Annotated in this window: 27 protein-coding genes; 1 reads left to right on the top strand and 26 read right to left on the bottom strand. The window is 41.8% G+C overall.

What is annotated here, in order from left to right:
- Positions 1-2: 2 nt before the first annotated feature.
- The 6 genes from IGJ14_RS06550 to IGJ14_RS06525 form a co-directional block, all read right to left on the bottom strand.
- Positions 3-1,151: an LCP family protein gene (locus IGJ14_RS06550; RefSeq protein ID WP_019722823.1), complete on the bottom strand. Its 1,149-nt coding sequence runs from the start codon at positions 1,149-1,151 to the stop codon at positions 3-5.
- Between the two features lie 114 nt (positions 1,152-1,265).
- A complete protein-coding gene (locus tag IGJ14_RS06545; RefSeq protein ID WP_019722824.1) occupies positions 1,266-2,126 on the bottom strand; it encodes a shikimate dehydrogenase in 861 nt (286 codons plus the stop codon).
- 181 nt (positions 2,127-2,307) lie between these two features.
- On the bottom strand, positions 2,308-3,078 hold the full coding sequence (locus IGJ14_RS06540; RefSeq protein ID WP_019722825.1) for an ABC transporter ATP-binding protein: 771 nt from the start codon (positions 3,076-3,078) through the stop codon (positions 2,308-2,310).
- A gap of 2 nt (positions 3,079-3,080) precedes the next feature.
- Entirely contained in the window at positions 3,081-3,962 is an 882-nt protein-coding gene (locus IGJ14_RS06535; protein WP_019722826.1) for an ABC transporter permease, read from the bottom strand.
- Positions 3,959-4,984, bottom strand: coding sequence for a tryptophan ABC transporter substrate-binding protein (gene trpX, locus IGJ14_RS06530; protein ID WP_019722827.1), 1,026 nt, complete (start codon positions 4,982-4,984; stop codon positions 3,959-3,961). The genes IGJ14_RS06535 and trpX overlap by 4 nt, the downstream gene beginning before the upstream one ends.
- Positions 4,985-5,407: 423 nt before the next feature.
- Complete coding sequence (locus tag IGJ14_RS06525; protein WP_029593979.1) at positions 5,408-6,034, bottom strand: hypothetical protein; 627 nt, start codon at positions 6,032-6,034, stop codon at positions 5,408-5,410.
- Between the two features lie 192 nt (positions 6,035-6,226).
- On the opposite strand from IGJ14_RS06525, the gene efbA reads away from it, so the two are divergent.
- Positions 6,227-7,927, top strand: a complete 1,701-nt coding sequence (efbA, locus tag IGJ14_RS06520) for a fibronectin-binding protein EfbA (RefSeq protein WP_019722829.1) — start codon at positions 6,227-6,229, stop codon at positions 7,925-7,927.
- A gap of 79 nt (positions 7,928-8,006) precedes the next feature.
- On the opposite strand, the gene IGJ14_RS06515 is transcribed toward efbA, so the two are convergent.
- From IGJ14_RS06515 to IGJ14_RS06420, 20 genes are all read right to left on the bottom strand, one after another.
- Positions 8,007-8,942, bottom strand: a complete 936-nt coding sequence (locus IGJ14_RS06515) for an ETX/MTX2 family pore-forming toxin (protein ID WP_430608421.1) — start codon at positions 8,940-8,942, stop codon at positions 8,007-8,009.
- A gap of 240 nt (positions 8,943-9,182) precedes the next feature.
- Positions 9,183-10,085 (bottom strand): LysR family transcriptional regulator, encoded by a 903-nt coding sequence (locus tag IGJ14_RS06510; RefSeq protein ID WP_019722831.1) that lies wholly within the window; start codon positions 10,083-10,085, stop codon positions 9,183-9,185.
- The gene (locus tag IGJ14_RS06505; protein ID WP_019722832.1) at positions 10,082-10,783 is read right to left on the bottom strand and encodes a carbonic anhydrase family protein; all 702 of its coding nucleotides are present in this window, start codon (positions 10,781-10,783) and stop codon (positions 10,082-10,084) included. The genes IGJ14_RS06510 and IGJ14_RS06505 overlap by 4 nt, the downstream gene beginning before the upstream one ends.
- 41 nt (positions 10,784-10,824) lie before the next feature.
- The gene (locus IGJ14_RS06500) at positions 10,825-11,466 is read right to left on the bottom strand and encodes a YfbR-like 5'-deoxynucleotidase (RefSeq protein ID WP_019722833.1); all 642 of its coding nucleotides are present in this window, start codon (positions 11,464-11,466) and stop codon (positions 10,825-10,827) included.
- Between the two features lie 196 nt (positions 11,467-11,662).
- A complete protein-coding gene (gene pyrE, locus IGJ14_RS06495; protein ID WP_010735509.1) occupies positions 11,663-12,295 on the bottom strand; it encodes an orotate phosphoribosyltransferase in 633 nt (210 codons plus the stop codon).
- A gap of 3 nt (positions 12,296-12,298) precedes the next feature.
- On the bottom strand, positions 12,299-13,009 hold the full coding sequence (pyrF, locus tag IGJ14_RS06490; protein ID WP_019723949.1) for an orotidine-5'-phosphate decarboxylase: 711 nt from the start codon (positions 13,007-13,009) through the stop codon (positions 12,299-12,301).
- Positions 13,006-13,935, bottom strand: a complete 930-nt coding sequence (locus IGJ14_RS06485; protein WP_019723950.1) for a dihydroorotate dehydrogenase — start codon at positions 13,933-13,935, stop codon at positions 13,006-13,008. Before IGJ14_RS06485 ends, pyrF begins: the two co-directional genes overlap by 4 nt.
- The gene (locus IGJ14_RS06480; RefSeq protein ID WP_019723951.1) at positions 13,932-14,708 is read right to left on the bottom strand and encodes a dihydroorotate dehydrogenase electron transfer subunit; all 777 of its coding nucleotides are present in this window, start codon (positions 14,706-14,708) and stop codon (positions 13,932-13,934) included. The genes IGJ14_RS06485 and IGJ14_RS06480 overlap by 4 nt, the downstream gene beginning before the upstream one ends.
- Positions 14,709-14,794: 86 nt before the next feature.
- On the bottom strand, positions 14,795-17,980 hold the full coding sequence (carB, locus tag IGJ14_RS06475) for a carbamoyl-phosphate synthase large subunit (protein WP_019723952.1): 3,186 nt from the start codon (positions 17,978-17,980) through the stop codon (positions 14,795-14,797).
- The gene (locus tag IGJ14_RS06470; RefSeq protein WP_066025534.1) at positions 17,980-19,059 is read right to left on the bottom strand and encodes a carbamoyl phosphate synthase small subunit; all 1,080 of its coding nucleotides are present in this window, start codon (positions 19,057-19,059) and stop codon (positions 17,980-17,982) included. Before IGJ14_RS06470 ends, carB begins: the two co-directional genes overlap by 1 nt.
- A 4-nt stretch (positions 19,060-19,063) precedes the next feature.
- Positions 19,064-20,344, bottom strand: coding sequence for a dihydroorotase (locus IGJ14_RS06465; protein WP_019723657.1), 1,281 nt, complete (start codon positions 20,342-20,344; stop codon positions 19,064-19,066).
- A gap of 20 nt (positions 20,345-20,364) precedes the next feature.
- A complete protein-coding gene (locus IGJ14_RS06460; RefSeq protein ID WP_023519624.1) occupies positions 20,365-21,291 on the bottom strand; it encodes an aspartate carbamoyltransferase catalytic subunit in 927 nt (308 codons plus the stop codon).
- 12 nt (positions 21,292-21,303) lie between these two features.
- Entirely contained in the window at positions 21,304-22,587 is a 1,284-nt protein-coding gene (locus IGJ14_RS06455) for a solute carrier family 23 protein (RefSeq protein WP_010735517.1), read from the bottom strand.
- Positions 22,588-22,601: 14 nt separating this feature from the next.
- Positions 22,602-23,141, bottom strand: a complete 540-nt coding sequence (gene pyrR / locus IGJ14_RS06450) for a bifunctional pyr operon transcriptional regulator/uracil phosphoribosyltransferase PyrR (protein WP_029594119.1) — start codon at positions 23,139-23,141, stop codon at positions 22,602-22,604.
- Positions 23,142-23,381: 240 nt separating this feature from the next.
- A complete protein-coding gene (locus IGJ14_RS06445; RefSeq protein ID WP_195339264.1) occupies positions 23,382-24,293 on the bottom strand; it encodes an RluA family pseudouridine synthase in 912 nt (303 codons plus the stop codon).
- Positions 24,290-24,754, bottom strand: a complete 465-nt coding sequence (lspA, locus tag IGJ14_RS06440) for a signal peptidase II (protein ID WP_019723659.1) — start codon at positions 24,752-24,754, stop codon at positions 24,290-24,292. The genes IGJ14_RS06445 and lspA overlap by 4 nt, the downstream gene beginning before the upstream one ends.
- A 4-nt stretch (positions 24,755-24,758) precedes the next feature.
- Positions 24,759-25,457, bottom strand: a complete 699-nt coding sequence (locus IGJ14_RS06435; RefSeq protein ID WP_019723660.1) for a CBS domain-containing protein — start codon at positions 25,455-25,457, stop codon at positions 24,759-24,761.
- Positions 25,444-25,827 carry a hypothetical protein gene (locus IGJ14_RS06430; protein WP_019723661.1) on the bottom strand — a complete coding sequence of 128 codons (384 nt, stop codon included), beginning with the start codon at positions 25,825-25,827 and terminating at the stop codon, positions 25,444-25,446. Before IGJ14_RS06430 ends, IGJ14_RS06435 begins: the two co-directional genes overlap by 14 nt.
- Positions 25,828-25,923: 96 nt before the next feature.
- Positions 25,924-26,415, bottom strand: a complete 492-nt coding sequence (locus IGJ14_RS06425) for a DUF6773 family protein (protein ID WP_019723662.1) — start codon at positions 26,413-26,415, stop codon at positions 25,924-25,926.
- On the bottom strand, positions 26,402-26,596 hold the full coding sequence (locus IGJ14_RS06420) for a helix-turn-helix transcriptional regulator (RefSeq protein WP_196768995.1): 195 nt from the start codon (positions 26,594-26,596) through the stop codon (positions 26,402-26,404). Before IGJ14_RS06420 ends, IGJ14_RS06425 begins: the two co-directional genes overlap by 14 nt.
- Positions 26,597-26,920: the final 324 nt, after the last annotated feature.

Genomic DNA, 26,920 nt, shown 5'->3' with positions numbered 1-26,920 from the left:
GATCATTTACTCAAAAATTGTTCAATCTTTTCACGGTTCATTTGTTTATCTAATACGAGGATACTACCCGCATAATCACTTTGACCATAGCTCCAAGTATTATCCGCTGGGACGCTTAAACGGTCGATTCCGCCAGCACCACGTAAGATAGAGAAACTATTTTTGACTAAAAAAGTCATCGGTACATCGGTGGATGTATAACCGATTGCTTTTCCGGCAGCATATGGCGCACGGATCAAGTTCAATGGATTTTTTAGTTGACCGAAAATCGCATCCATTACTTGTTGCTGTCTGCGGACACGACCGAAGTCGCCTTCTTCATCCATCCGGAAACGCGCATATTGCAACAGCACATGACCGTCCATCCGTTGTTTGCCTTTAGCGATATCAACACCGTCTAGATTCAAATCTTTTTCAGCATCGATCGACACGCCATTCATGAACATGGCATCAATCACTTTTTCAAATGATTTGAAATCGACTTTCATATAGTATTGACAGTTCAGCCCAAAGTTTTCTAACAAGGTTTGTCGGACTAACTCAGCGCCACCATAAGCATAAGCTGCATTGATTTTATTGTCTCCGACCCCAGGGATCGTCACGAAGCTATCCCGCATGAATGAGATCAATTTGGGTTTACGAGCTGGTCCATCTAATTGTAGAACCATGATCGTATCCGCTCGTCCCGCATCTTCACCCCTAGTATCGCTTCCTAAAATCAAAATATTGTGTGCGCCGCTTGTTGATTGGGTGCCATTGAATGTTTCTGAAGTCGCTGGTTCCAGTGACTGATCATTTTCAGCCACGAACTTGCCGACGAAAAATGAAATCAGTGAAAAGACAAACAAGACTAGTAAAATTCCTAAAATGATTTTCCACCAAGACCGCTTCTTACGTGGACCTTTGGGCTGTTTCTTTTTAAAGAGTCCTTTTTTCTGGGGTGGTTGTTCTGAATGAACGTGTTCTTCGTAAGGCGTTGAGTATCGAGAATCACTTGGACGTTCTTCATAAGTTTGTTCGTAAGAAGGGATTGCTTCCTCTTCAGGCTCTGCCTGTTTCTTACTTGCGCGTCGCCAAGATAGCGGCGATGACTTTTCTTTGATTGGTTTTGCTTTTTTATGGATGTTCTGATAGCGATCCATCCGACTCATTTGATTTCCTCCCTTTGTTCAACTCAGTAAAATCATACGATACTTCTTAATGAAAAACAGTAAGATCGTTGTAAATTTAACTAAAAGCTAACGAATCCTTTGATATCACTCGTTTCATTCCTTTGAAACGAGTAAAGGTTGGATCTCTTCAATCGGCATAGTCTCGCCTGTCCAAAGCTCAAAGGCAATTGCTCCTTGGTACATCAGCATCCCTAGCCCATTTCGTGTGAGACAGCCGATTGCTTTGGCTTCTTTTAGAAAGCGTGTTTCTTTAGGGGAATAAATCAAATCAAAAACTGCGATTTTCTTATGGAGAAACTGAGGATCAATTGGTATCAACTCTTTTTTTGCGCCCATGCCCATATCGGTACCATTGATCAAAAGGTCCGTATCTTCTAGATCTTTTTTCAACTGTTCAGTATCTGCATAATCTTTGACGATGATGGGACAGTTGGTTTGTTCCGCAACTCTCTCAAAATCCGCAAAGACACTCGCAAAAGTAGCATTCTTCCGTTTATAGATGACGATTTCTTTTGCTTGATCTAACGCCGCTTGAACAACGATTGCTTTCGCTGCGCCACCTGCACCTAGCATGGTTATTTTTTTGTTTTTGATTGCGACACCCGCTTCGTTGACTGAACGCATGAAGCCCATGCCATCCGTATTGTAGCCGATCAAGCGGTTGTCTTGCTGAACGATGGTATTAACAGCACCTATCAACTGCGCTTCTTGACTTAATTCATCTAAATAAGGAATAACTGCTGTTTTGTTAGGCATGGAAAGATTGACACCTAACATATTGAATGTACGTATGCTTTCAACCGCCTGCATAAGATTCGACTGATCGACTGTGAATGCCAAGTAAACAGCATCAATCGAACGCGCTTGAAAGGCTCTATTATGCATCAATGGAGATAAACTATGGGTAACGGGAGATGCAAAAATCCCTGCTAATCTTGTTTTTCCTGAAATCATGGAACGCCTCCTATAATACGCTAAAAATGCCGCGTCCATTCGTAGAACCTACGAAGGAACAAGCGGCATCAATCATTTTTCTGATATGAATCGTATTGATTTTGATTGTTATTATACCTGCTATCACAAGTATAAATTGAAGGAAACAAACTTGTCAAACGGAGATAGCGTTCTCGAATGACTAATCGATGACTTCTTCGAAGAAGTGTAAGAGATCGTTCATGGATAATGCTTGTTTTTCTTCTTTCGCTAAGTCTTTGACGATCCGACCTTTTTGTAAGACGATCAAGCGATTCCCATATTTCAAAGCATCTTCCATACGGTGCGTGATCATCAAGCATGTTAACTTTTGCTCTGTGATGCGTTGGTTGGTCAATTCCATCAGCAGCTTGGCTGTCTTAGGATCTAGTGCTGCGGTATGTTCATCTAATAAAAGTAATTCTGGCGCTTTGATCGTTGCCATCAATAAACTTAAGGCTTGTCGTTGCCCCCCTGACAATTCGCCAGCAGGTGTATCCAAATGTTGCTCTAATCCATTGCCTACTTCTTGGCATATTTTATAGAACGCTTCTTTTTGGTTTTTCAATTGACGCAAACGAAGCGTCCGTTTCTCACCTCGTTTTTGGGCTAACAATAGATTTTCTGCCACGGTCATCCGTGGTGCAGTCCCCATTTTTGGGTCTTGGAATACGCGTGATAGAAATAAAGCTCGTGCTTCTTCTGATAACTTAGTGATTGGCTGGTCTTTGAAATAAACCCCACCTTGACTTAATTGTAATGTTCCGGCAATCGTATTGAACAAAGTACTTTTGCCCGCCCCATTACCGCCAAGAACAGTGATAAAGTCTCCTTCATTGATAGTCAATTGGATATCATCCAATAATACTTTTTCTTCGTGCATCCCATTGTTGACTACTTTTCTACCATTTTTGATCGTTAAGATAGCTGTCATCGTTAGACCTCCTTTTCAAAGCCAGTTTTTAATTTCAATGCTTGTTTTACTTGTGGGATCATCAGGCAAGCCGCTAAGATGATCGCTGAGAATAATTTCAGATAAGTCGTATCAAAACCTAATTTGATAACAGCTAAAATCAATAGTTGATAGATGATGCTTCCGACAACGATTGCTAGTAAACGCTCGATCAATGTCAACTCTTGGAAAATGACTTCCCCGATGATGATCGAAGCTAGTCCGATCACGATCACGCCGATTCCTTTATTGACATCCGCATAGCCATCGTTTTGAGCGATCAGAGCACCAGATAAAGCAATGACTCCGTTAGATAAAGTCAAACCTAAGATTTTCATGCGGTCGGTTTTGATTCCTAATGAACGTGCCATTGTCTCATTATCCCCAGTGGCAATATAGCCTTGGCCTAGATCTGTATTGAAGAAAAAGATCAACACGCTGATCAATAAGCCCAGCGATAATAATCCTAATAGGACAGTGTCAAAATAATTCGGTAAATGTAGTGCGTGAAACACATCTTGTAGGACTGGATGATTCAACAATGAAAGGTTGGGTGTGCGCATCACGAACAAGATGACGGAGTTTAAACCGGACATGACTAAGATACCGGCTAAGATGACTGGAATCTTTCCTTTTGTATAAAGTAAGCCTGTAACAAGTCCAGCTGCCATTCCGGCCAAAACCCCTAGAATCGTTGCCAATAATGGACTAACGCCATGCGTGATCGCTGTTACACAGACAGCCCCACCAAGCGGGAATGAACCTTCTGTTGTCATATCAGGGAAATCTAAAATGCGGTAAGTCATAAAAATCCCTAAACCTAATATGGCCCATAACATACCTTGTGAAATTGCGGATACGATCATTGTTCTTCCTCCTTGATCTCTGTCAGTACTTTTGCATCTTTTTTGATGGATTCAGGAATCGTGATTCCTAATAGTTCTGCTTGTTTTTCATTGACGATGATATCGCCTTTATCAAAGACATAGACAGGGGTGGTGGCTGGTTCTTTCCCATTTGCTAAAGCGGCTGCCATTTTACCTGTTTGTACACCTAATTCGTATTGATTGATCCCGATTGTCGCTAATCCGCCTTGTTCAACCATCGTATCAACAGAAGGAATTACTGGGATATCCGCTTTATTTGCTTCTTTGATGACCGTTTGCATTGCGTTAGCAATCGTGTTATCTAAAGGAACATAGATAAAATCAACTGATTTGCTCATGACTTGGACGGTTTGTGCAATTTCATTCGTTGAAGGGACGGCATACTTCACTGGTGTTAGTCCTTTGGCTTTTGCCGCTTCTTCTGCTTGGCTGACTTGATAACGTGAATTGTCTTCTGATGATGCATAAAGAATCCCGACCGTTTTTGCTTTTGGTAACAGTTCTGTCGCTAACTGGATCTGCGCTTCCACAGGCGGTTGGTCAGAAACTCCTGTGATGTTGCCCCCTGGTGCTTCTAAACTTTTTACTAGCCCTGCCCCTACAGGATCAGTCACTGCGCCCAAGACAAGCGGGATATCTTTTGTGGTGTTTGCGATGGCTTGTGCTGCTGGTGTCGCAATGCCTACGAGAACGTCTGGATTATTTTGAACCAATTGCTGGCTCATGGTTGCTAACTTACTTTGGTCGGCTTGACCATTTTGGAAATTGATTTCTAGGTTTCGTCCTTCTTCCAAACCTGACTCTTTTAATCCATCTTTGATTCCCCGATAGATTTCATCTAACGCAGGGTGACTAACGAACTGTAAGACCCCAACAACTTTCTTATCACCTGTTCGATTTCCTTCAACAGGTGGCTGATCCTTGATCGTTTCGTAGATAAATGTACCGGTCAAATAGATAAGTATCAGTGCGATTACTGCGATCAATCGTTTATTTTTCATTTTTATTTCCCCTTTTTGTTATGTATTTTTTTAAATAAATCGGCTACGTTTGTAACTTCGAGCGAATGAACAAAAAAAAGACAATCACCGCTGGTACGGTCATTGTCTTTTACCAACAAAAAACCGCATAGAGCCATCTATGCGGTCGTCAAATTCTTGTCCAGCATAGATACAAACTTTAGAATCGTACATTGTTGTACTCTAAAAAGTTGTATCTACGAAAAAGTTCGCCCTTGATACAACTTATCTACGCCAGTTACGCCAATTATTTTTATGTTCTGATAAAAATTGAATTGATAAGTTCATCTTGGACCATCCTTTCCTTTAAGTGTTATCCTAAGTCTAATCGAATTTTATTTATCCGTCAACTAATTTTTTATTTTTTTGACTTTTTGTTATTTATCACTAAGTATTCCGCTACACTTACTCCAAGGTACTCTCTGTTGTTTCTTCCGCTTGTTCGCCGTTTGCTAATTCTTTTTCAAGTTGTTTGATGTTGATCAACGGTAATCGATTCAATGCAGGAACTAGAGTTCTTTCAAGTTCTTCTTTATTTTCATCAGAGAGGACTAAGCGATTTCTCTCTTTTCCGCCATCAAAGAAAATAATAGTGATTTTATCTTTTTCGATCCCATATCGTTGTTCTAATTCTTGGGTATCATAAACGAGTGGATAGAAGAAAATCGATCGATTCAATTCACTACTTTGTTGCGGATCTTCAAATATATCCACCACTTGCTTGTAAAGTTCACCCTTTGGCAGACTAAACATGACAGAGATGGCTCGACTATCAGTGATCTCTTGATGCGCGGAAGAAAATGGCAAAGGCTGTAACTTTTCGGAATGGATCGAGGAATAGATCAATGAATCCACCTGTGCTTCTTTGATTTTACTCGGCAAGAAAAACATCGCGACCGTCAACAAAAATGAACAGCTCAGAAGAAGACCGATCCGTCTGAAATATTTTTGAGGATGTTGCTCAAAATCCTCTGATAAATTCGTGTAGCTCATTATGATTTTATCCTTTATCTCTACCATTAATCGCTGCATTCTTTTTTCCCCCACCTGTTCTTTCTCTAATTATACCTAAAATCAAGCGAAAGAACGAAATAAAACACTAGTTTTTCATGTAATTTCTTTCTTTATTCTCTCTTTTACAGAAGAAATCATCCGGTCCATTGGTCTTTCCTTTCTTTTTTCGTTATAATAAGTGTACTTATGAATAGAAATGAGGAATGAATCATGTCCTTTGATGGTGTATTTACCCATGCAATGATCCATGAATTGCGCGAAACACTATTATCTGGTCGGGTCTCAAAGATCCACCAACCGTATGAAAATGAAATCATTTTGGTGATTCGTTCTCGTGGAAAGAACCACCGATTGTTGTTATCTGCTCATCCAAGCTATGCCCGTGTCCAGATCACAGAGATCGATTATCAAAATCCAGAAAATCCGCCGAACTTCGTGATGATGTTGCGTAAACATTTAGATGGTGCGATTTTAGAAAATATCAAGCAAATCAAAAATGACCGAGTAATCCACTTCCATTTTTCAAAGCGGGATGAACTAGGCGACTTACAAAATATTGTTTTGATCGTTGAATTGATGGGACGACACAGTACCATCGTTTTAGTGAATCAACAAACACAAAAGATCCTAGACGCGATCAAGCATATTGGCAGCTCACAAAACACGTATCGTTCGTTACTCCCTGGTGTCGAATATGTCGCACCACCTGAACAAGCGGTACTTGATCCTTTTGAAGCAACAAAAGAACAAGTATTTGAACGCCTATCAAAAATCGAGCCAAATGCAAAAGCACTACAACAAGCATTTCAAGGATTGGGCCATGACACTGCATTAGAATTGATCGAACGGATCAATCAGCGACCGAATGAAAAAATGGCTGTCTGGGAAGAATTCTTTACTGCGATCGATCAACCTACACCCACACACTATGAAGTCGGCACAAAAGAATACTTTACGCCGATTGCTTATCAAGAACTGGCGAAACAAGCCGATTCATCACAAGAGTACGCCACATTAAGCGCGTTGTTAGATGCGTTTTACCAGGAAAAAGCGGAGAAAGATCGAGCAAAACAACAAGGCGGCGAACTGATCCGTAAAATCGAAAATGAACTGAAACGTAATCGCAATAAATTGAAAAAGCGCGAGCAGACCTTGCTTGATTCAGAAAATGCGGAAGAGTTTCGTCGTGATGGCGAACTATTGACGACTTTTATGACTCAAGTTCCTCGTGGTGCGACTGAAGTGACCTTGGCGAATTATTATGAAGAGAATCAACCAATCCGGATTGCTCTTGATCCCGCCTTAACACCTAATCAGAATGCGCAAAAGTACTTTCATCGCTACCAAAAACTTAAAAATGCGGTCAAATTGATCGGGAAACAAATCGAAGAAGCGAAAAGCGAGATCCAGTACCTTGAATCTGTCCTTTCGCAATTGGAGATTGCTGGACCGATGGATATCGAAGTGATCAAAGAAGAGCTATTAGCAGAGGGCTACTTGAAAAAGAAAACAAACAAAAAACAAAAGAAAGCAAAACCTTCTCAACCTGATCGCTACTTCTCTTCTGACGGCACTGAGATTTTAGTTGGTAAAAACAATCTGCAAAATGATCAATTAACTATGAAAACTGCAAGAAAAACGGATCACTGGTTGCACGCGCAAAACATTCCAGGGTCTCACGTGATCATCAAGAGTGATCAGCCTTCTGATGAAACCATTACGGAAGCTGCGGAACTAGCTGCGTATTACTCCAAATATCGCCACTCTGCACAAGTGCCTGTGGATCTAGTGCAAGTCAAACATATTCGCAAACCGAATGGCGCTAAACCAGGCTATGTGATTTACGAAAACCAAAAAACGATCATTGTGACGCCAGAGGAAGAAAAAATCCAAGCAATGACGAAAGATTGATTTTGCTGAAAAAACCGACGTCAAGAAGTCATGACTTCTGACGATCGGTTTTTTTGTGGTTCAAAATACGAATGACAAATTAAATTTGATAGCCTGTCGCAATGATTTCTTTTGTGCCAGTTGTACGGTCAAAGGCTTCTAATACAAATCCAGAACCATAATCGACACGATACGTTCCTCCGCCGATCCTACGACCTGCTACATTGGCGTTAACTTGTTTCCAATTGTTGCGGCTTTCAGAAATGTAACGATTCCAATAACTATCAGAAAGTACTTGGCGATCTCCAACGACAGTTCCTAGACCATATGTATGGATGCGGCCAGCAGCATCTTTTTTGTATGGGATATCTGCTCGGATCTGTTGCTCTAAGTTAACTGATCCTGTGGCTTCTCCAGTATAAAATACCCAATTGACTTCCACGGTATGCCCAGGTCTTACATTGATGGCTTGACCAGGAACTGTCCAACTTTTTTTGACTTCTCGTGTATGTGAAGTCGTTGTACTAAAGTTGTAACTCAATTCAACACCCATGGTTGCAGAACCAAACATTGGTACACGGATCTCTGTGCTAGTCGATGTTGATACCCCAGCAGATTGCGTGGTCGAAGTTGTTGTTGAATCCGTATAAGTCTCCGAGTAAGAAGGTGTCGTAAACGTTTGATTTTGGTTTGTACTATTGTGGAATACACTTGTGTTAACAGTTCTTGATGTTTGTCTGGTGCCCATATCACTATTGACTCCTACCGAATAAGCTTGGCTAGACACATTTCTTGGATTGTATTCATTACCAGTCAGTCTTTCATTTACACCAATGTCCCCCCATTGATACATTTGAAAAGATAACGCATAAGACATCGTACTCATGCGATCGATCGTACTTTGATTGACCGATTTTAAATACCCTTCGTCGATTTGCGGAAGCAACTCATCGGCTTGGACAACGGGTTCTCCTGTAAATAAGCCTAAACTCGTCGCTCCAACAACACCCAACATCACCTTTGTTACTTTTTTCATATTTTTTGATTCTCCTTTATTATTTTCTACAAATCAATGGGCATATAGTTACCCAACGATTTGCTAATTCTATTATGGAACATATTTTCTGCGTAGTGACATCCTGTACACTACTACAACAATTTTATCAGCTTCAAATCAAGCACAAAAAAATAAGCCTGAAAATCAACCATTTTTGATATTTCGGCTTATCTTTTTGCTCAACAGTGTCTATTGAGACGTTTATTTGATTTTTACAGCTTACTTCATCTGTTTCATCACCTGTTGGATACTTGTGATAAACTTCTTGGCGATATCACTTAATGGCTGCTTTCCAGAATAAATGACATATAACTCATTCATCGGACTATCCGCTAAAGGAATCAAGCGTAAATATTCTTTGATCTCCCCGATCACGATGCCAGAGCCTGAAGCATAGGCATCTGTTTCTAACACAATGTTCATCAACGTGCCACGGTCACTCGTATAGATCACCGATTCTTGTTCAGGGATCTCAATTAGATCTTCATAAAAGTAAGGAAAATTATTGCCATCTTGTGTAAACCGAACTTGTGGAAATGCTGCTAACTCTTCTACCTTTATTTCTTCTTGCTGGGCAAGTGGATGGCGCTGTCTAAGAAAGATATGGGTCTTAAATGTTCCTAAAGACTGCGCGACTAATTCCCCTTGTTCTAAGTAACGCTTGATCCCTGTGCGATTATGGTCATTCATATAAAGGATCCCTAACTCGCTTTGCTGCTGTTGGACTTCTTCGATCACGTTTGCTGTTGTCGTTTCCATGATCCGAAACTGCTTCACTTCTGCTTTAAACGTCTCGATCAGTTGCGCAGTCAATGGTCCTAGAAAATCATAGTGTTGTGAAGCAATCGAAAAGCTTTCTCGCTTTTCACTTTTTTGGTAATAGTTTTCCAAAGAATCTAATTGTACTAAAATCCGTTCCGCCCGTTTTAAAAAGGCTTGACCATCTTCTGTTAGATAGGCACCTCGATTCGTGCGGGTAAATAAAGTGATACTTAATTCATTTTCCAATTCTTTGATCGCTGCAGAAAGGCTTGGTTGAGAAACAAACAATTTTTTTGCTGCTTCTCGAAAACTTCCATTATTCGCTACCGCAGTGACATATTTCAATTGTTGGATGTTCATTTCGTCCCCTTGTAATAATAAATTTTTCGTTCCTTTAGTGGTTGTAATGGACGATTATTTGGTTGCGCATATTGTCCTTTGAATGGGATCAAAAAATCACGATTCAATTGACCGACTTGATCCATGACGAACCATTGGATCGGCCCACTCGTTGGCGGAGTGGTCAATGAACCAACGTAATGATAATGACTTTTCTGCTCAGGGAAAAAGACAGAGGCATCGGTCCAATGCTCATGGGCATCAAGATCCCATTTGTCGCCATTTTGGCGATCGTACAACCAACCCTCATCATTTGATAGATGGTACATCGCACCAACCACTAAGTTTTCTTGTCGTTCGTTCGTATGGACAAAGTGAAACTCGATATCTTCTTGTTTCCCATTGATGACGTGTTCTGACGGCATATGAAAATGGATGTCGGTCAAATAGTATTTGTCTTCATTGAAAAGAACGTAACTGATTTGATCGTATGGCACAAGATGGATCGTGTTCTTGAACTCTTTATCCGTGAAGCGTTGCTTCTGATAGTGAAAAGACAGTGTTTCTTTCGTGTCACTGCTTTCTTCACATGTAACTAGAGGAATGGGCGATTGCCACTCAAATTCGGCTCCTTTTGCAAACCAATCGCACAATCCTGCCCAATGTTCCGGTCCTCTTTCACCAGAATAACCCCACTCAACATCCATATTCTTCTTCAACTAAAATTCCTCCTGAATCAGTTACCTACAAGGCACTTCGACTATTCTTTTTCTTTTTTGACAATGTTTGACACAGCTGCTAAGAAATCCTCTTTTCCATAGAATTCTTGATTGAGCAACTCCGGAAAGATCTCCTTGAAAAAATATTGGACGGAAGGTCGATGGTCGAAGCCTTTGATCGTTGTGACTGCCTCAATAAACATCTCTTTATAGACTTTTTCCGGATTGTTTTTACTGATCTCATCAAATGATTCGTACAACAAATCGATTTTATCTGAAACTGCTAATAATTCGCCTTCGACCGTATCGTCTTTTCCTTCGAACAAGCGGCGACGATAGACGTCTTGTAAAGCTTCGGGAATTTCTTGATTGATGAACTCATCCGTCATTTTTTCTTCGACGGTCTGTAGCATCCCCCGCAACTCTTTACTTGCATATTTTACCGGTGTTTTGATGTCGCCGATAAAACGTTCAGTGTAATCATGGTTCAGCGCTTTTTCATATAAGAGTTTCCAATCGATTGGTTGCCCATGGAGTTCTTCGATATCCCCTAAAACTTGCGCGATCGAAGCCACACGATACGAATGAGCCGCGACGGTATGTTCAGTATGTTTGAAGAAACCTGGCGCCCGTGTGATTCTTTCTAAGTTATTTAGTCCTAAAATAAATTCATTCAATCCCATAAAGATTCCTCCTCCTTGAGATGACTTTTCCGATAATGTTATCATTAAATAACTTGAATTCGCAAATTTTCAGCTTATTATCTTTAGAGGTTTTCATTTATAAAAGAATAGTTTTCACTATGTATCATAAAGAGTTGGCTGTTCCACAAATAGAAAAAGGGCTGAAACAACAATTGTTTTTCGCCCTTTGTTCTAATTAATCCGTCACCCAGTTCTCAGGATCTTTTTTCCATTCTTTTAGTAAAGCTAATTCTGTTTCGTCGATGGTTTTGTTTTCTAAAGCAAATTCGATCAGCACAGAATAATTCGTCAAAGTAACCAATGGTAGACCCGCTGCTTCAAAGTTAGCTTTTCCTTTTGGCAACTCGTAAGTAAAGATAGCTGCGACACCTAAAACATCTGCACCTTCTCGTTTAGCTGCTTCAGCGGCTTCTAACACACTTCCACCTGTTGAGATCAAATCTTCAATGACCACCATTTTTTGTCCTTCAAAGATCCGTCCTTCGATTTGGTTCCCTTTGCCATGAGCTTTCGCTTTGCTGCGAATGTAGACCATTGGTAAGTCTAAGATCTCAGCTACCCAAGCTGCATGAGGGATTCCTGCGGTTGCTGTTCCAGCAATCACTTCGACTTCTGGAAATTCTTGCTTGATTTTTTCAGCTAATCCTTGAGCGATTTCTTTTCTTACTTTTGGATAACTCATCGTGATGCGATTGTCACAATAGATGGGGCTTTTGATGCCACTTGCCCAAGTAAATGGTTGGTTTGGGCTTAAGAAAACAGCTTCGATTTCTAAAAGGTCTTTGGCAATAGTTTGTTCGATATTCATAGATCAACGACTCCATTCTGCTTTGATTGTTTGATAGGCTTGGTAAGGATCTTCTGCTTGTGTGATTGGTCGACCGACAACGATAAAGGTTGAGCCGATTTCTTTTGCGCGGGCTGGTGTCACGATTCTGGTTTGGTCACCAGCAACTGTTCCTTCCGGTCGGATGCCAGGGGTTAGACACGTAAATGTGTCACCTGCTTTTGCTTTGATCGATGCCACTTCAAGTGCTGAAGATACGACCCCATCTAAACCTGCTTCTTTTGCACAAGCTGCGTAGTGGATCACACTTTCTTCTAAGGGTACTTCGATCAGTTGATCATGGTGCATCTCTTCTTCACTTGTGGAAGTCAGTTGCGTGATTGCTAAAAGTAAAGGTCGTTTCTTACCTTCGGGTGTTCCATCTGTCAAGCCACGCATCGCCGCTTCCATCATACGGATACCGCCGGCAGCATGGACACAAGTAATGTCTACGCCTAATTTTGCTAGGCCTCGCATCGCTTTTTCCACGGTATTTGGGATATCATGTAATTTCAAATCTAAGAAAACGTCATGTCCAGCGTCTTTTAACCAACGAACGATGATTGGTCCTTCTTGATAAAAGAGCTCCATACCGATTTTAACGAATAACTTTTCGTCTTCTGGGAAACGTTGCATAAAGGTTTCTACTTCTTGCCAAGATGAAAAATCTAAAGCAATAATTGGTCGTTGATTCATTGATTTCTACCTTCTTTCACTTCTTTGATCAATTGCTCTAAAGACTCAATGCCTAACTCGCTCATTCTCGCTGGTAGGTCTGCAATCAGTTTTGGACAGATATAAGGGTCGGTAAAGTTGGCTGTCCCAACAGCAACTGCACTTGCACCTGCCATGTACATCTCCAGTACATCATCAACGGTTTGCACACCGCCCATCCCAATGATCGGCAAGTTTGAGACACTTGCCACTTGATGGATCAAACGAATAGCCACCGGTTTGATCGCTGGTCCTGAGAGACCGCCTGTTTGATTGGCAAGAATCGGTTTTCTAGTTTTCAGATCGATACGCATCCCCAGCAAGGTATTGATCATCGTAAACCCATCGGCGCCGCCAGCTTCAATCGCCTGTGCCACTGGCACGATATCCGTCACATTAGGAGATAATTTGACATAGACAGGGACATTCGCCACTTTTTTCACCGCTTGTGTCAGTTGGAACGCCACATCTGGGTCAGTACCAAAAGCAATTCCGCCATGTTTGACATTTGGACACGAGATATTCAGTTCGATGGCATGGACATTCGGTGCATCACCGATCTTGCCACAAACTTCAACATAGTCTTCTTCACAGGCGCCAGCGACATTTGCTATGATCGGCAAATCTTTATAGGTGGCTAATTCAGGTAGCGATTTTTCCATGACCACTTCCATTCCAGGATTTTGCAACCCGATCGCGTTGAGCATACCAGATGGTGTTTCTGCTACTCGCGGCGTGGGATTACCAAAGCGCGCTTTAGGTGTCGTCGCCTTGACCATGATCGCGCCAAGCTGGTTCAAATCGTAGTATTTGCCATATTCTTTGCCAAATCCAAAGCAACCACTTGCTGGCATGATCGGATTCTTCAAGTTTAATCCTGGAAGTTTAACTGCTAAAGGGTTACTCATAAAATCACCTCTCCTGCTTGGAAAATCGGTCCTTCATCACAGACTTTCAAGCTTTTCGTTCCTGTTTCATCGCCTGGGACATGACAGACACATGCGTAACATGCACCGACACCGCAAGCCATGCGAGACTCTAATGACAGTTGGACGTTAGGATGACCGGCGAAAAGCTGTTCCACTGTCTTTAGTAATCCATTTGAACCGCAGGCAAAAACAGCAGCAGGCTTATCTTTTGCCGCAAGCAATAGATTACCGACATTCCCATGCAGTCCATAGGTGCCGTCATCTGTTGCGATCCTTGTATCACCTAGCTTTAGAAATTCTTCTTCATAATACATTACTTCTTGTGAAGCAAAGCCTAGAAAGTGAATCGCTTTGACGCCTCGTTCCTTCAGCTGTTTCGATAGTTCGTATAAAGGAGGCACACCGATCCCTCCACCGACAATGAAGACCTCATCTTCTTTCGTTAATCCTGAAAGATCGAAGCCATTCCCTAAAGGCCCTAAGACGTCTAAAGAATCACCAGCAGTCAATTCTGCGAAATGCTTTGTTCCGTCTCCTTCTACACGGTAGATGATACGACAAGTTTTTTGTGATTGATCGATCTGGTTGATACTGATTGGTCGGCGCAACAACAAATCTGCTCGGGGTACCCGAATATGAAGGAATTGTCCAGGTCGTGTCATTTCTTTGACTAATTCCCCGGTCAGTGTCATTTCATAGATTCGTGGTGCTAGTTGCCGTTGGTGAACGATTTTCATTACTTCTTGTTTCATCTCTACACTCCTATGTTTTGGGACTTTTTCGCTAGACTGCTTTGCTTTTTTCATTTTTTAAATAGGAGGGCAATTGCCCTCCACGATTAGATTGCTTGTGTTGAAAATGCTCGGGATTCCATCACGCGGACGATCGCATCCGCAGTATCAAGGGAAGTAAACAATGGCGTGCCATGCTCTACTGCTTCACGTCGAATGATAAAACCATCTTTTGACGCATTCCCACGATCTTTATCAATGGTATTGACGACTACTTGTGCTTTGCCCGCACGAATCAGGTCAACGACATTTTTCTCTTTTGTTTCCTCAGAGATTTTAGCTACTGGGGTCACCACAAGTCCGTGTTGCTCAAAGAACGCTGCGGTATTTTTCGTTGCCAATAAGCTATAGCCGATTTCTGCAAAGCGTTTTGCTAGACCTAAGGCTTCTTCTTTCGTTTCATCGGCGATCGTAAACAAGACAGCACCATAATCAGGCAAGCGTAAACCAGATGCTTCGAACGCTTTATACAGCGCTTTGTCTAAGTTTTGATCCGAACCCATGACTTCACCTGTCGATTTCATCTCTGGGCCTAAATAAGTGTCCACTTTATGCAACTTCGTAAATGAGAAAACTGGCGCTTTGACATGGACGTTGGCAGTTTCAGGGTACAAACCATCTTCATAGCCTAAGTCTTTCAATTTTTCTCCTAAGATGGCTTTTGTCGCGATCTGTGCCATCGGGATATTCGTCACTTTGCTCAAGAAAGGAACCGTTCGACTCGCACGTGGGTTCACTTCGATGACATATACTTGGTTGTCATGGATCACGAATTGGATGTTCATCATCCCGATACAATTCAACCCTCGTGCTAAACGGATCGTGTAATCTTCGATTGTTTGCTTGATTTCCTCTGACAGTGCTTGTGGTGGATAAACCGCCATCGAATCGCCTGAATGGACTCCAGCACGTTCGATGTGTTCCATAATTCCTGGGATCAAAACGGTTTCGCCATCACAGATCGCATCGACTTCACACTCACTACCGATCAAGTAACGATCGACTAAGACTGGATGTTCTGGTGAAGCTTTGACCGCATGTTCCATATAATCTTCTAGGTCACGTTGGTTCTCGACGATCTCCATTGCCCGACCTCCCAAGACATAGCTTGGACGAACAAGTACTGGGTAGCCGATTTTATTGGCAACTGCAACTGCTTCTTCTTTACTTGTCGCAGTATCTCCTAGTGGCTGAGGCACCCCTAATTCTTGTAACGCTTGTTCGAATAAATCACGGTTCTCTGCACGATCAAGGTCTTCGATCGTTGTGCCTAAGATTTTTACACCTGCTTTTGCTAATGGTTCAGCTAGATTGATCGCTGTTTGTCCTCCAAATTGGACGATGACACCGATTGGTTGTTCTAACTCGATGACATTCATCACATCTTCAAAAGTCAAAGGCTCAAAGTAAAGTTTATCAGAAATCGAGAAATCTGTCGAAACGGTTTCAGGATTACTATTCATGATGATTGCTTCATAGCCTGCTTGTTGAATGGCTTTGACGGAATGAACTGTCGCATAATCAAATTCTACCCCTTGTCCGATACGGATCGGTCCAGAACCAAGTACTAGAACAGACGGTTTTTCTGAACGATGGCTTTCATTTTCGATTTCATACGTACTATAGAAGTAAGGTGTGTGGGATTCAAATTCGGCCGCACACGTATCGACCATTTTGTAAACAGGTTGAATGTTCTTTTCCGTACGTAATTGGCGAATCGCTTCCGTCGTCGTTTTCCACAATTCCGCAATTTTTCGATCTGTGAATCCATTTTGTTTCACAGTAAGAAGTAGATCCAGCTGATTCGGTTGTGCCGAAAGCTCCTCTTCTAATTCAATGATATGCAACAATTTATCCAAGAAGAATAAATCGATTTTCGTCAAGTCTGCCAATTCTTGGATCGGATAGCCACGACGGATCGCTTCGGCTAAGTAGAATAAACGATCATCTTGTGCTCGGACGATTTTCTCCATCAAACGTTCTTCACTGACTGTCTTCAGTTCTGGCAATTCAAGGTGGTGCGCCCCGATTTCTAATGAACGAACGGCTTTTAATAAAGATTCTTCGATGTTACGACCGATCGCCATCACTTCGCCGGTTGCTTTCATTTGCGTGCCTAAGACACGTTCACCGTTTTCGAATTTGTCGAAAGGCCAACGTGGGATTTTTGCTACTACATAGTCCAATGCAGGTTCAAATTCAGCATAAGTCGTTCCTGTTACTGGATTTTTCATTTCATCCAAGGTCAAGCCTAACGCGATTTTAGCTGCTAATTTTGCGATCGGATAGCCGGTCGCTTTACTTGCTAAAGCAGAGGAGCGTGAAACACGTGGGTTCACTTCGATGACATAGTAGTTGAAACTATGAGGGTCTAATGCTAACTGAACGTTACAGCCACCTTCGATTTTCAATGCACGGATGATCGATAGTGATGCATCTCTTAACATTTGATATTCATGGTCTGCTAATGTTTGGCTTGGAGCAAAGACGATCGAATCCCCTGTATGGATACCGACTGGATCGAAATTTTCCATGTTGCAGACAACGATGGCATTATCGGCAGAGTCGCGCATCACTTCATATTCGATTTCCTTGAAGCCTGCAATACTACGTTCAATCAAACATTGGGTAACAGGCGACAAACTCAAGCCATTTTCCGCGATTTGTCGTAGTTCGGCTTCATTCTCACACATACCACCACCAGTACCCCCTAGTGTGAAGGCTGGACGAACGATGATCGGGTAACCGATTTTATTGGCAAAGGCGACTGCTTCTTCCACCGTTGTCACGATTTCTGATTCTGGGATTGGTTGATTTAATTCTTCCATCAACTTTTTGAACAAGTCACGATCTTCTGCTTGGTCGATCGCACTTAATTTCGTCCCTAATAATTCGATGCCTAATTCGTCCAAGATTCCTGATTCAGCTAATTCCATTGCCATATTCAAACCTGTTTGCCCACCTAATGTCGGTAAGATCGCATCAGGACGTTCTTTTCGTAAAATTCGCGAGACAAATTCTAATGTGATTGGTTCTAGGTAGACTTGATCGGCAATTTCTTTATCAGTCATGATCGTTGCTGGATTGGAGTTGACTAAGACGACTTCGTAGCCTTCTTCTTTTAAAGCAAGACAAGCCTGTGTACCTGCATAGTCAAACTCAGCGGCTTGACCAATGATGATCGGACCAGAACCGATCACCATGATTTTATTGATATCTGTGCGTTTTGGCATTAGAATTGCTCCTTTCCAGCGTCCATCATTTCCATAAATTCATCAAATAAATGTAGTGCATCATGTGGGCCAGGTGCTGCATCTGGATGGAATTGCACACTGAAGGCAGGATAGCGACGGTGACGGACACCTTCGACTGTGCCATCATTGACTTCCACATGAGTGACAAGTAATTTTTCCGGATCGATCGTTTGTTCATCTACCGCATAGCCATGGTTTTGTGACGTAAAATCGATTCTTCCTGTGGCAACTTCACGCACAGGATGATTCAGTCCACGATGACCAAATTTCATCTTGTACGTATCTGCCCCATTGGCTAGTGCAAAAAGTTGATGCCCTAGGCAGATCCCGAAAATCGGGATCTTGCCTTGGATTTGTTTGATCATCTCGATCGCTTCTGGTACATCTTTCGGATCCCCTGGTCCATTCGTCAACATCACGCCGTCTGGCGATAATGAAAGGATCGTTTCCGCATCCGTATTGTACGGTAAGACCGTTAAATTACAGTCACGCTTACTCAATTCACGTAAGATGCTATGTTTCAATCCAAAATCAATGACTGCCACATTTCTTCCTGTTCCTGGGCTAGGATAAGGTTTATTGGTTGAAACTTGTTGGACTTGGTTCGTTGCCAAGACGGTTGCTTTTAGTTGGTCAAACGCATGTTCAAATGTGTCGCCTGCATCCACGATACTGGCTTTCATCGTCCCAACTTCACGGATTTTTCGTGTCAACGCCCGTGTATCGATGCCAGAGATACCAGGGATTCCTTTTTGTTTCAAGAACTCGTCTAATGTCATTTGGTTACGCCAATTTGACGCAACACGTGCATGCTCTTTGACCACTACACCTTTACACGTTGGTGCAATCGATTCATAATCATCACGGTTGACGCCATAGTTCCCTACCATCGGGTACGTAAATGTAATGATCTGTCCATTAAAACTTTGATCTGTGATCGTTTCTTGATATCCTGTCATACTTGTCGTAAAGACGATTTCTCCAAACACATTGGCTGTCGCGCCAAATGATTTCCCTTTAAATACTGTGCCATCTTCTAAAATCAGCAACCGTTCCATCCAATTATTCCCCCTTATACCAAACAAGTTTTCCGTTGACAAATGTCATCAATGTTTCCCCTTTGATTTCCCAACCGACAAAAGGTGTGTTCTCGCCTTTTGATAAGAAATCTTTTTTATCGATTACTGCGGAATGCGCAATATCGTAAACTGCCAAGTCTGCTGGTGCGCCGATCGTCAAGGTGCCAGCTTCCAAACCAAAGATGGCTGCTGGTTTGACTGCCATCCAGTCAATCACTTGCTCTAGTGTGAATTTTCCTGTTTCAACAAAATGTGTATACACGAGTTGGAAGGCTGTTTCACTTCCAACGATCCCGAATGGTGATTGCAAGAAACTTTGACTTTTTTCTTCTAATCCGTGTGGGGCATGGTCGGTGGCAATACAATCGATCGTGCCATCAAGCAAGCCTTCGATCAATGCCTCGCGATCGGCTTTGCCTCTCAACGGTGGATTCATTTTCCAAAAACCAAAATCTTCTGGGATATCTTCATCGATCAAGATCAGATGATGCGGTGAAACCTCTGCAGTCACGTGAATCCCGGCTTTTTTCGCATCGCGGATCACCCGCACACTTTCTTTTGTTGAAACATGGCAGACATGATAGTGAACCCCTGTTGCTTCCGCTAATAGGAGATCACGAGCAATTTGAGAAGACTCAGTCACACTCAAAATACCTGGCAACCCTAGCTCTTCTGCTTTTTCTCCTGCGTGCATCACACCGCCAAATAATAATGATTCATCTTCTGTGTGAGCAACAAGTGCTTTATTGTTTTTCGCAGCTTCTTTCATCGCTAAGTACATCGTGCCTGCTGTTTGCACGCCGACACCATCATTGGTAAAAGCAAATGCGCCTTCATTGATCAATGCTTCTTGATCGACCAGTTCTTCACTTCGAAGATTCTCAGTGATCGGTGCATACTGTAATACTTTGACGACAGCATCACGTTTGATGATGTCATAGACTTGTTTTAATTTTTCTGCTGTATCAGGTACTGGGTCAAGATTTGGCATCGCACAAACAGTGGTGAACCCACCTCGAGCAGCTGCTTTCGTGCCAGCTTCGATCGTTTCCTTGTAAGTAAAGCCAGGCTCTCTCAGATGGACATGGACATCCACTAATCCAGGTGTGATCAACTGCCCTTGTGCATCAAACACTTCATCAAATTCAGCCTCAGGAAAGCCTGTACCGATTGCTTTGATCTTTCCTTCTTCGATCCAAATTTCTGCTGGTGTTGTTTCATTTCTTTTTGTATTGATTTGACCGTTTTTAATGAGTGTTTTCATGTTTCTTCCTCCTCTTATGTTTATGCTTTTCCACTTAATACAGCTTCTAAGATCGCCATTCTGACAAATACACCATTGCTCATTTGTTGAATGATCCGTGACTGTAACCCTTCAACCAGTGAATCCGCCAATTCGACATCTCGATTGACTGGTGCCGGGTGCATGATGATTGCATGTTTTTGCATTTTTTTAGCGCGTTCGACTGTCAAGCCGTACTCTTGATGATAGCCTTCTTTTGAAAAACTTTCTTTTCCATCGTGGCGTTCATGTTGCACACGTAACATCATCATGACATCGACTTGATCCAGCAAGTCATCTAGTGGTAAGTAATGACCGTAAACTTCAAATTCATCGTCATACCATTCTCTTGGACCTGAGAAGAAAACCTGTGCGCCAAGACGTTTCAACATCTGCATATTCGATTTTGCGACACGAGAATGTGTGATATCTCCGACGATCGCCACTTTCAAGCCTTCAAAATAGCCAAATTCTTCATAGATCGTCATCAAATCAAGTAAGCACTGCGTTGGATGTTGCCCGCTACCGTCACCGCCATTGATGATCGAGCATTGGATCGTTTTACTTTGGATCAATTCGTCATAGTAGTTTTCATCTCCATGACGGATAACAGCTACATCCACCCCAAGTGCAGACATCGTTAGAACGGTATCGTATAATGTTTCACCTTTTGTAACTGAACTTGTACTTGCTTCAAATTCGATCACTTCAAGACCAAGTTTCTTTTCTGCTACATCAAAACTTTTATGCGTTCGTGTACTGTTTTCAAAGAACAAGTTCGTTGCAAAATATTGGGATTTTTGTGGTGACCAAGTTGCGCCCTGTTTGAACTCTTGTCCTCGTCGGATCAACCCCATTACTTCTTGGTCTGTTAATGCTTCTACCGTTAATAAGTGTTTTAAACTGATGCGTTCTGATTTGATGATCATGCGATGTCCTCCTTAATTTTCTTCGCTGCGTGAAGTTTCTGGTAAGATAAGATTTAAAATGATTCCTAAAACTGTTGCTAGTGCCATGGCAGATAAAGTGAATGTCCCGACTTCCAGGACTAATCCCCCGATACCTACGACTAAGATGACTGAAGCAATCAATAGATTTTTCTTTTTATCAAAATCGATTTTGTTTTCGACTAAGATTTTCATCCCACTTGCCGCAATCACTCCGAATAGGATGAAACTGATACCTGAAATGACTGGCCCAGGAATACTTAATATCAAAGCACTTAGTTTGCCAATGAAGCCAAGGATCACTGCGAAGACCGCTGCGCCTCCGATGACGAACACGCTGTGTACGCGAGTGATTGCCAAGACGCCGATATTTTCACCATAACTTGTCACTGGCGGCCCACCAACAAAAGCTGCCACTAATTGAGCCAAGCCATCTCCTGTCAATGTACGGTGTAAGCCTGGATCTTCAAAGAAATTTCGTTTGGTCAATTTGTTCAAGACCATCAAATGGCCGATGTGTTCGGTCATTGTGACAAAGGCGATCGGTGCCATCGTAGTGATTGCCCCTATATATAACTTCGGTTGATATTGCACAAATGGAATCTCAAAGTTAGGCAGCGCGAACCATGGTGCGTCGATGATTGGTTGGGTGTCAACGATCCCGAAAAGTAAAGCCACGATGTAACCAGAGATGATGCCAAGCAAGATCGGTAATAATCCTAGAAACCCGCGTAAGAACATATTGAAGAAAATCGTCAATCCTAAAGTGATCAACGCAACTGATAGATATTTGAAATCGTAATGGTCTTGATTGAACATCGCGTTGTTTGCTGCGTTGGCAGCTAAACCTAAACCGATGACCATGATGACTGGGCCAACCACGATCGGTGGCAAGATTTTGTCTAACCAAGCCGAACCGATTTTCTTGATGATCAACGCAACGATCAGATAGACAAGTGCTGTTGTCATCGCGCCTTGTGCGATCGCCGGGAAGCCGTCGGTTTTCATCAACATCTGCATAGCGGCGATGAACGCAAAGCTACTGCCTAAATATGCTGGAATCTTCCCTTTTGTTGTAATCAAGTAAACGATCGTTCCTAATCCTGAACTGACCAAAGCAATCCCAGGGTCGATTCCGACTAAGATCGGTACTAAGACAGTTGCACCGAACATCGTGAATAAATGCTGTAAACTTAATCCCACCCAGTGTCCAATGGTTGGTCGATCATGGATGTCTAATACCACACTATCGTTGTGGAACTTTTTTTCTTCTGCCATCTTGCCTTACTCCTCTACTTTTCCTCGTTTAAGATCATGATGCGATCTTGTCCATCTAATTCTTGCATCTCTACTAAGATTTCTTCTTTTTTTGCTGTAGGGATATTTTTGCCTACGTAATCTGCGCGGATCGGTAATTCTCGGTGTCCCCGATCAACTAGAACTGCTAGTGAGATTTTTCTTGGACGACCAAAGTCCATGACTGCATCCATTGCAGCGCGGATCGTCCGTCCTGTGTATAACACATCATCGATCAAGATAACTTCTTTTCCTTCTAAACTGACTGGAATATCTGAAGAATGCAATTCTGGTTCTTGAGCGATCTCTTTTTTATCGTCACGGTACAATGTGATATCAAGTTCTCCTACAGGTACTTCGATATTTTCGAGTTGTTTCAGACGTTCGGCAATTCGAGCAGCGATATAGATCCCTCTCGTTTTGATCCCGACTAAGACGATCTCTTCGATACTTTGATTTCTTTCGATGATTTCGTAAGTGATACGTGTTAACGCTCGTTTCATCGTTACTTGATCCACTACTTCTTTTGCTTGCATCATTTTTCCCCCTCCATTTTTTACACAAAAAAACTCCTGCCCTAAGAGGACAGGAGGAATGTTTAGACTGAGTGTATACTACTACACTGGTCGCTTTGTGTATGCGACGTCATTGAGCAAGTCTCGCTATGGCGCACCACAGGAATTCTTACTCACACCCTTCTTAGCCTCACGGGACTAAACTTAAAGGACTTCTATTAAGTTTTTCTTTTATTGTTTATTACTATACCGTTAAGTACTTTAAAAAGCAATATCTTTTCTCAACTTCTCTAAAGTTTTTTCAAAAACTTCTGGCAATGGTGCCTCAAAGGTCATTCGTTCATTCGTTTGAGGATGAGTGAAACCTAATAATTTCGCATGTAAAAATTGGCCATTGCCTTTGAGGGTTTTCTTTGGTCCATATACGGGATCACCTGCTAAAGGATAACCAATATACTTCATATGCACACGGATCTGATGCGTACGCCCTGTTTCTAATTGTAACTCTACTAAAGTGAAATTCTCAAAACGTTCTAGTACAGTAAAATGCGTCACAGCTGGTTTTCCATCTTCGCGGATCGCTTGCATTTTTCGATCGACTTTTGAGCGCCCGATAGGTGCATTGATCGTCCCTTTTTCATGAGGAATAACGCCATGGACTAAAGCAATATATTTTCTTAGGGAAGTTTTATCTTTCAATTGCTGTGCCAAAGCTTCATGGGCTTGATCATTTTTTGCGATCATCAATAATCCAGACGTATCTTTATCGATTCGATGGACGATCCCTGGACGGATCACGCCATTGATCGATGATAGATTTTTCATATGGTACATCAACGCATTGACTAGTGTTCCTTGGGCATGACCAGCAGAAGGATGAACGACCATGCCTTGTGGTTTATTGACCACAGCTACGTCGTCATCTTCATAGACGATCTCGATCGGTAAATCTTCTGCGAGGATCTCAAGTTCTTCAGGTTCTGGCACATCAATAATGATCGTATCCGCCGATTTCACTTTGTAATTCGCCTTTACTGGTTCCCCATTTACTGATACGGCACCGTCTTTTAACCATTGTTGGACTTGTGAACGACTATGATCCGGAAATAATCCTGTTAGAACTTTATCGATCCGCCCTTTTTCTTCTTTGATCGTTGCTTTTAATTGTGTCATTTTTTTCGTTGTTCCTTTTCATCTAAAATAATATAAACCAATACACAGATCACACCGATCACTAAAGAAATATCCGCCACATTAAAGATCGGGAAATTCATGAAATCGGTTTGGAACATATCGACCACATAACCTAAACGGACACGATCGATAAAGTTACCGATCGCCCCAGCTAGGATCAATGTCAGACCGATCATGAACCAACGATTTCCGTTGCTACGATTTTTGATCATCAACGTCAAGATCACTACAACTGCGATGATCGTCACGACAGTAAAAAACCACATTTTTCCTTCTAGTAAACTCCAAGCTGCTCCGAAATTACGGATATGATTCAAGGACAAGATCCCTGGAATCACTGATTTCGTTTCTCCTAAAGCAAAGTTATCGACGATCAACCATTTTACCCATTGATCTAAGCCGATGATCAACGCACTTATAATCCAATATATCGCTAACAAACAATCATTCCTTTTCTACTTCATGATAAATATCTCTTGGTCTGATGATCCCTAATAAATTTCCGTTAGGGTCACCGTTTTTGGTGATCAACACAGCTTCAAGCGTACCCTGCTCGCCAAACATTTTTTCTACTTCAGCAATCGTTGTCTGAGCGGATACAAAATGATAATTGGTGTACTTACCATCTTGAGTGATCAGATCGGCAGCTATTTTCCCTTGAAGATCGATCACACCATGATGACTTTCTTTGGCTAACCAAAAACCTAACATCCGCAACGTCACTAATCCTTTGAATGTTCCTTTATGATAAAGCGGGAACTGAGAATAACGCTTTTGAGCAACCGTCTCCAACAAACTAGGTAATGGGATGTCCCATTCAAACCCAGTTACATGCTTTGCGAAACGCGGTAACACTGTTTCTGGACGAATCAGTTCTTGCTCGATTCTTTGCATACGCTTCGTCGCCCATTCATTAGGTTCAGCGATAATAAAATCGACGGCGATCCGATCATGCACGATCGCATTACGTAATTGAGCCAATTGTAGTAAGTCATCCTCATATTTTTTGATACTTTGGTGTTGCTTTTGTGCTAAACGACGAACGAGTTCAGTGAACCCCATATTTCGTGGATTCCCCATCTCTTCTTGCATCCATTTTTCGATCCGATTAAAGCTACTCAAAAAAAGATCAGAATTCTTCATCACTAGCCTCCTTGATGACATATGCTTTATTTTTTATAAATAGAAAGAAACCAATCATTACGACGACGATCAGTAAACTATAAAGGATACTTTGAATAGCAACAGCACTGATCCCTGTAAACAAGAAAAGTACGGGATATAACTGTAATAGCAATAAATTCATCGTGATCCGATAGTTTTTAGTTGGTTCTGCTATCGTATAGACTGGACTTTTGAGCCAAAAAAAGGTGACTTGCATCTGAAACGGGACGTCTACATCTAGAGTAACAGATTGGTTTTGCCCCAAACTGATTTTCCGATCATCCACCCGTAATGTGATTGGACTACCCATTCCGTAAAATCCCGTATCTCTAGTAACATTCACTTCCATTTTCGCTCCTCCTATTATGCGTTAGTCTCTATCAAAACACAAGCGGAATCTCTGTTATCCCTAATGGATCGATCCTTGTATCATCTTTTTCAGCAGTCATTTTTCCTCATTTTCATCCTCTAATTTACTTTCAAGTCTTTTCTGCCCAAATCGATTGACAGAAGAAACCAAAAACACTAAGGCAGACATAAATAAAGCTGAAGATATAAATGTAATCCCTAAAATCGCTAAAAAATGAGGATCGAAATAACCAGTGTATAACTCATGATATAAGGTATAATTCCTCACCCCAGTAACTGCAGAAACGAATACACTTCCAACAATGACTGCTAACACTCGTAATTTCTTTGCATGTTTGGATTGATCGATAAGCTCGTGACCAATCAGTGAGCCACGGATCAATAAATAGATGAACGCTACTCCTAGCAACAATAATTCGGTAAACACTTCAGAAACTGGTTGCTCCAACAAATAACTTTTTACAAAGATCGAAGTCCCTAATAATACCAATAATAACAAAAAGGCTTCACTTTGTATTTGATTATTGACCTGTACGATACGTTCATCTTTAAGTTTATTCTTTTTCATCTTTATCCTCCCAAAATAGATCATCTAGTGTTTGATTTAATTCATGGCAGATGGCCTGACACAACTTGAGTGTGGGATTATACTTCCCTGCTTCAATCAATCCAATCGTTTGCCTTGTCACGCCTACACGTTGGGCCAATTCTTCTTGACTTAAATCATTTGCTAAACGCGCGAGTTTCATTCGGATGTTTTTCAACTTGATAGTTAACCTCCATTCTTCTCTGTCACTCTGATTGTAAACTATATCTTACTAAATGTAAAATATATGTTGCTTTAATAAGGGAAAAATAATAAAGGGCTGGGTCATTCGCCCACCCCGTATAAACGGCGGAAAAAGAAGGACCCTCTGCGAGAAATAAAGCGTCATCCACAAAAAGTTGAAGAACCATTTTCGTGGATGACGCCTTATTTCTCGAGATGACACGCTGCTGTCCCGACCTCCGTAGGTATTGATCATTTATTCTTGGATCGTTGCTCCACAGTAAATTGCTGAACAAAAAGTGTA

It is taken from the genome of Enterococcus sp. DIV1304_2, from assembly GCF_050555445.1.
In the GTDB taxonomy this organism is placed as follows: Bacteria; Bacillota; Bacilli; order Lactobacillales; family Enterococcaceae; genus Enterococcus_B; species Enterococcus_B pernyi.
Note: the sequence above shows the minus strand (reverse complement) of the source record. Positions and strands in the feature narration are given on the sequence as shown.